Annotated in this window: 8 protein-coding genes; 1 reads left to right on the forward strand and 7 read right to left on the reverse strand. The window is 25.8% G+C overall.

Going from position 1 to position 6,174, the window contains the following annotated elements:
* Nucleotides 1-86: 86 nt before the first annotated feature.
* From KGF39_RS18630 to KGF39_RS18660, 7 genes are all read right to left on the reverse strand, one after another.
* Nucleotides 87-1,313 carry an RtcB family protein gene (locus KGF39_RS18630; protein ID WP_227823456.1) on the reverse strand — a complete coding sequence of 409 codons (1,227 nt, stop codon included), beginning with the start codon at nt 1,311-1,313 and terminating at the stop codon, nt 87-89.
* A gap of 250 nt (nt 1,314-1,563) precedes the next feature.
* Nucleotides 1,564-2,394: a class I SAM-dependent methyltransferase gene (locus KGF39_RS18635; RefSeq protein WP_227823457.1), complete on the reverse strand. Its 831-nt coding sequence runs from the start codon at nt 2,392-2,394 to the stop codon at nt 1,564-1,566.
* Nucleotides 2,395-2,727: 333 nt separating this feature from the next.
* Complete coding sequence (locus KGF39_RS18640) at nt 2,728-3,630, reverse strand: radical SAM protein (protein ID WP_227823458.1); 903 nt, start codon at nt 3,628-3,630, stop codon at nt 2,728-2,730.
* Nucleotides 3,631-3,679: 49 nt separating this feature from the next.
* Nucleotides 3,680-4,141 (reverse strand): pyrimidine dimer DNA glycosylase/endonuclease V, encoded by a 462-nt coding sequence (locus tag KGF39_RS18645; RefSeq protein WP_227823459.1) that lies wholly within the window; start codon nt 4,139-4,141, stop codon nt 3,680-3,682.
* A gap of 54 nt (nt 4,142-4,195) precedes the next feature.
* Entirely contained in the window at nt 4,196-4,651 is a 456-nt protein-coding gene (gene def, locus KGF39_RS18650; protein ID WP_227823460.1) for a peptide deformylase, read from the reverse strand.
* Nucleotides 4,632-4,886, reverse strand: a complete 255-nt coding sequence (locus tag KGF39_RS18655; RefSeq protein WP_107594345.1) for a helix-turn-helix transcriptional regulator — start codon at nt 4,884-4,886, stop codon at nt 4,632-4,634. The genes def and KGF39_RS18655 overlap by 20 nt, the downstream gene beginning before the upstream one ends.
* Before the next feature lie 96 nt (nt 4,887-4,982).
* The gene (locus KGF39_RS18660; RefSeq protein WP_227823461.1) at nt 4,983-5,564 is read right to left on the reverse strand and encodes an ABC transporter permease; all 582 of its coding nucleotides are present in this window, start codon (nt 5,562-5,564) and stop codon (nt 4,983-4,985) included.
* A 328-nt stretch (nt 5,565-5,892) separates the two neighbouring features.
* Here KGF39_RS18660 and KGF39_RS18665 point away from each other — a divergent pair, with 328 nt between their 5' ends.
* The gene (locus KGF39_RS18665; RefSeq protein ID WP_003423684.1) at nt 5,893-6,126 is read left to right on the forward strand and encodes a hypothetical protein; all 234 of its coding nucleotides are present in this window, start codon (nt 5,893-5,895) and stop codon (nt 6,124-6,126) included.
* Nucleotides 6,127-6,174: the final 48 nt, after the last annotated feature.

A 6,174-nucleotide genomic window follows, 5' to 3' on the forward strand; every position in this document is an offset into this window, starting at 1 on the left:
GCGTAGCACTATTTTCTAGTGCGACAGCCCCTTATATTTTACCCTATAGCATTGATACTTTGATATTATTTTGATTTTAATTATTATTAATTTGATTTAAAATTATAAATGGGTTTCAATATTTTAATTATGTCAACTGTATCGCTTATATTTTCAACAATCTCATCAATTGGTTTGTATGCTTGAGGTGCTTCATCAATAGTATTAATATTTACACTTGTTGTAAATATATTTTTCATAGAATCTTCATAATCTTTCATATTTATACTTCTTTTAGCTTCTCCTCTTGAAAGTATACGTCCAGCACCATGAGGTGCAGAGTTAATCCAATCTAAATTGCCTTTACCTACTCCCAATATAACACCATCTCTCATATTTATAGGAATTAATAATTTTCTACCTTCATATGCTGCTATAGCTCCTTTTCTTAATATCCGATTTTCAATTTCTATATAATTATGTATAGTTTGAAAATTGTCTAAATCATTAAATTTAAGACCTATACAATCTTCAATTATTCTCTTAGCCATTGTACCTCTATTTAATTCAGCATATTTTTGTATAATATCCATATCATGAAGATAGTCTTCCATTAATTTCCCTTCTAAATAACACAAATTTTTTGGTACTTTAGGAGTAAAACTATGTTCTTCTTTAAGCTTCACCAATGCCTCTTGAATCTCATCTTCTCTATTTTCCTTTTTATACTTTTCTATGAGTTTTTTACTATCTTCCTCAAATTCATTGTTAGCTCTGATATAATAGTCATAAGCTTTCTTTTGATAGTATTTCGCCACTCTATTTCCAAGATTTCTACTACCTGAGTGTATTATTAAATACTTATTTTTTTCATCATCTTCATCTAATTCAATGAAATGATTTCCCCCTCCAAGACTTCCAATTGCTCGATTATATTCTTCAGTTGCTTTTCCTATACCTTTTATGCAGTACAATGATTCTATTTCTTTTTTGTAATTTGCCTTACTGTATTTATTTATATTAAATCCATGAGGTATTTTTTCTCTTATAAAACCATCTATTTTTTTTAAATCTAAATCAATTTTGCCTAAGTTTACACATAAAACACCACATCCTATATCAACTCCAACAAGATTTGGGACAATTTTATCTTGTACTGTAATGACAGTACCTATTACACATCCAGCACCTGCATGGCAATCTGGCATTATTCTTATCTTAGACTTTGTTGTAAATTCTTGATTACATAATTCTATTATCTGACTTATGGTTGTGCTATCTACATTATCTGTAAATATCTTTGCTTTATTACATTTTCCTTGAACCTCTAACATTAATATCACATCCTTTTTAGCTATATATTTTTAACTACATATTAATTTTAATAACATTGATTATTTAGAAAAATATACTCTAGATAAATTTCATCTAGAAATAACTATTCAAACATTGATTTTTATATAATCAAATTTGTAATATATTAAAACTAACATAAAAGTTTGTATTTTTCAATATATAAGCTTTTCTTATGTTATTTTATTATTATAGGTTTCAAGTTTTTATTTATTCATTTAAAAGAATTTATTATTTTTGTAAAACTAATCCCATAGTCATACTATCATCAGAATATACTTCACCTTTAACATTATTAAAAAACTCAACAGATTTAAATCCAATGCCTTCAATTTCTAATAAGAAGCTTTCTTTTGAAAAATAGTGATTCCAAATATAAAATACATTTTCATCTTTTTCTGTTATTACAAGAGTTTGCTCCAATGTATTATAATCACTGTATTTACAATTATCTTGTAGACACATATATCTTTCATTATTCCAAAAGCCTCCATCTTCATTTATTTCCCAGTATTTAATCTCTTCAAAATCATTGTATTTATTTATTGTAAATACATCTAGTATCAATTTTCCTCCAGGTTTTAAACTATCATAAATTTTCTCCATTAACAACCTTCTGTTTTCAGTTGATAAAGCTCCATAATCACAATAAATTAAAGTAGCTAAATCAAATTCCTCATTATAATTCATACTTAAATAACTTATGTTTAAATAACTTATGTTTAAATTAGCCTCTTTATTTCTATTTTGTGCATAGTTAATAGAACGTTTTGAGAAATCAATTCCAGTTACCTTATAACCTTTTTGTGCAAATTTCTCTGCATATAACCCTGGACCACATCCTAAATCAAGTAATTTAGGATACTTGTCTGGATTTGCAACTGTAACTATCCAATTTACAGAATCATTGATAAAGTTAAAATTTCTACTTGCTCCTTCAAAGTCACTATCTAAGTGTGCTTTTAATAATTGCTTTGAAATATACTCATCATCCCAAAAATTAATTTCACTTTTTTTGTGAAGCTCTGGTCTTTCTAAATACATACATAATTTGTTTAACAAAACATACCACTCCTTAAAATTTATTTTTAAAATAAAAAAACCACAGAATTTACTCTGTGGTTTAACTTCAAAAAGATGAGTTTAAATAAGAGTAAAATAGAACCAAATATTTTTAAGCACAACAATAAAACTATAGCTTCACTTTGTTTGCTTATTAAATTTGATTTTATTTACTCTTTTCCAGCAATACTTATATCAACGATTTTATGATATCAAATATCACCGAACAACATCATCCTTTCATATTTTTATTTTATGAATTAATTATATATTTAATTTTTATATTTGTCAATAAATTTTAATCACTATAGTAAAAAAAATTTTTATCTAAAATTAATCAAAAAAAGATATCTGTACATCTCCTGAGTTTTTTAACTTTTCCTTCATTACTTTAGAGTAACTACTTGATAGAGAATATTTATTCCTAAGTTCATTAACCATTTTATATAATTGATTTTTATACTCTTTATTAGCTGAACCTGTAGTATATAGTGTTGATAATTTATTAAATAATTCAGGAAAGTCTTTTTTAACAAAGTCAAAAAAAACACCTCTAGTCATACCTCTTAAGTATAGAGTTCCAGGCAAAACATAATGTACATTACATTCTTTTGCATGTCTAAATAACGAATTTATATTATCAAAACCATCTGTAATATATGGTATAATTGGCATAATATGTAGTCCAACTGATGCGTTAGTTTTTCTAAATTCTTTTAACATTTTAAATCTTTTCATTGAATCTACACCATTTGGCTCAATAAGTTTTTGTATATCTTCATTTACTGTTGTAATTGTAGATGCTACATTGATATATGTAATCCTAGACAGCTTATCAATCAAATCATAATCTCTTAATATTAAATCCGATTTTGTGGAAATAATAGCTGGTGTCTTATACTTTATCAGTAGATTTAATATTTCTGGCATAATTTTATAATCAGCTTCTATTGGTTGATAGCTATCTGTAACTCCCCCTATATTGATTACTTCTTTGTTCCATTTATTACTTTTAAGTTGCTTCTCAAGTTTTTCTACTATATTTGTTTTTACATAAATCTCTTTAAAATAATTACTGGAATTAATGTACTTATGAGAATAAATAGCATAGCAGTATTTACATCCATGCTCACATCCACGATAAATATTTAAATCCCACTTATATGGCATCCTTCTTTTTAATTTATTACAAGCCACTTCACAATTTATTGGAATATATTTCACTTTATTATACAAATAATCACCTCTTTATATACAATAATATCATAATGTTAATTTATAGTAATTAAAGCAGGCTGTTTCCAGACCATAATTCGTAATCCTCACCATATTTACAAAGTAATATATTCCACTCATTCATAGGTATTCCTCCACACATTGCTTTTTCTTCTAAATTATATAAACACTGTTTTAAATATGTTCTATTGTGCCAACCAGTATATAAATTTTCTAAATTTAAACTATGCCCATTAGATATATCATTTGAGAAATTGCTATTTTTCCATTTTAATATACTCGTATATTTAAATTTATTGGGCTTATAATTTCTTTTTAACATTTCATTATGTATAGCTTTTGTATAAAATTTAAATTCATCTATACTATAATTCAATACTTTATTTACTAATAGATGATTTGGAGTACCTTTTTTATCTATAGAACCTTTTATAGCAAGTAGCTCTCTCCATTGACTTACTAATTGATTTTTAGGTAGTACACCAATTAAATCCTTATGCCATAATCTCATAATTTAACTCCTTACTATAAAATATTTTCTAAATTTAGTGCTTACTAATTTATCTTATAATTTTACATGTTCAATAATCTTATCTGTAAAAACTATACCCTCTAAATGGTCTATCTCATGACAAAGACATTTTGCCATAAGACCTGAACCTTTAATTTCTATTTTCTCACCATATTCATTTAAAGCTTGCACTGTAACCTTTTTAGGTCTTTTTAATTTTCCCCATGTTTCAGGAAAACTTAAACAGCCTTCAACAACAATTTGTTCTCCTTCTTCTTTAATAATTTCAGGATTAACAAGCTTAATAAGACCTTCTCCTAAATCTATAACAACTAGTCGTTTTAGTACTCCTACTTGGCATGCAGCTAATCCTCCACCGTTTGGTGTATTATACATAGTTTCTGCCATGTCATTTAATATCTCTCTTATCTTATTATCTACACTTTCTACATACTTACTCTTTTTTCTTAAAATTTCATCATCAAATGTTCTAATCTTTCTTAGAGCCATAATATTCCCTCCTACTTACCTGTGCTCTTGATTTTCTTTCACTTTCTTCAAATAAAAAGACACTTTCAATTGGTTCATTAAAAACTCTTGAAATATCGTATGCCAACCATATTGAAGGTTCATTTTTACCAGTTTCTATGGCATTTATAGCCTGTCTAGATGTTCCAACTAATCTTCCCAATTGTTCTTGTGTCAGCCCTAATTTTTCTCTTAATATCTTTATTTTATTTTTCATATATACTCCATTCATGTAATGTTAACCTTACATTACAAATGTAACATTTTTAAAATTCAATGTCAAGTTAACCTTACAATTATTTAATAAATTATCTCAGTTGACTATTTTTTCATTAAATTTTTTAAGTAGTAGTAAAATCCACACTAGTGATATAACAAATGAAATAAACATATACATATAATTATTTTCCTCAAACGTCTTTGTCAACCAAAATATTGGTAAGAAAAACAAAATATACTGTGTTTTATTTAAAATAAAAAATGGTGCTAAAATACCCATTATAAAAACACCTGATAATTTAGTAATAGCCATTCCCTCTAATTTATTTGATGATAAAGAAATCACTAATGTTGATATAATAATTCCTTGCAACAAAGCTATTAAAGAGATTAATAAATTTGACAATAAAGAAATCTTAGTTAGAGAAAAAGTTAGTAGTAAAATTACTGTGATAATAAACGCTAGAATAGCTGGTATTCCAAGTCGTGAAATGAGATAACCAGTTTTACCAAGTGGAGTTACTATCAAGTACCTTGAAATATTGTCATCAATTTCTCCCAATACCACCATTGTGGAAGCAAAAAAGAACATAAAAGGTGTAATAAAGGCTAAAAGTAAATCAAATAGCAATAAATATGGTTCCAAATTTAATTCATAGTAAAATTTATCAATCAATTAATAAGAGAAATACATAAATTAAAAAGATATAAATCCATATGTGATTTTGTTTCAATAAGAATATTGAGTATTGGTAGAATAAAACTTTTTTTATTTAATGTCAATAGCTTTATTAATATGTTCAAAAATAAGCTTAAAAGCTTTCGAAAATTCTGAATTTTATATAGCATTTTTTACTATATAGTGTTATAATTAAAATATAAATAATATATTATTCTAATTTTCATATCTATTTGCTTATTTTTTAACTTAGTTTCTAATAGAAGTAATCATGTTCATCTTTTTAAAAGTTTCAGTTTTAATAAAAAATAAAGGAGTTGATTTTATGACTACTACTACAAAGAACCGTTTTTACGATTATGTTCAAGAAAACTTAAATAAATATGTCGAAGTGCATTCTTACTTTAGCAGTTGTCCTCTATATGGTGAAATTATAGAAGCAGACAGCTTATCAATCACACTTTGCTCAAGATATATAGACGAATCTAATCCAACTTTAAATGAAACTTACACATTATATTTACCATTAAGCTCAATAATATCTATTAGAACACTATAAAAAGTTAATTAAATATGGGGTCTTTAAAATAAAGTGTGTATTCTTCTA

The organism is Clostridioides sp. ZZV14-6345, from assembly GCF_020657775.1.
Taxonomy (GTDB): Bacteria; Bacillota; Clostridia; order Peptostreptococcales; family Peptostreptococcaceae; genus Clostridioides; species Clostridioides difficile_D.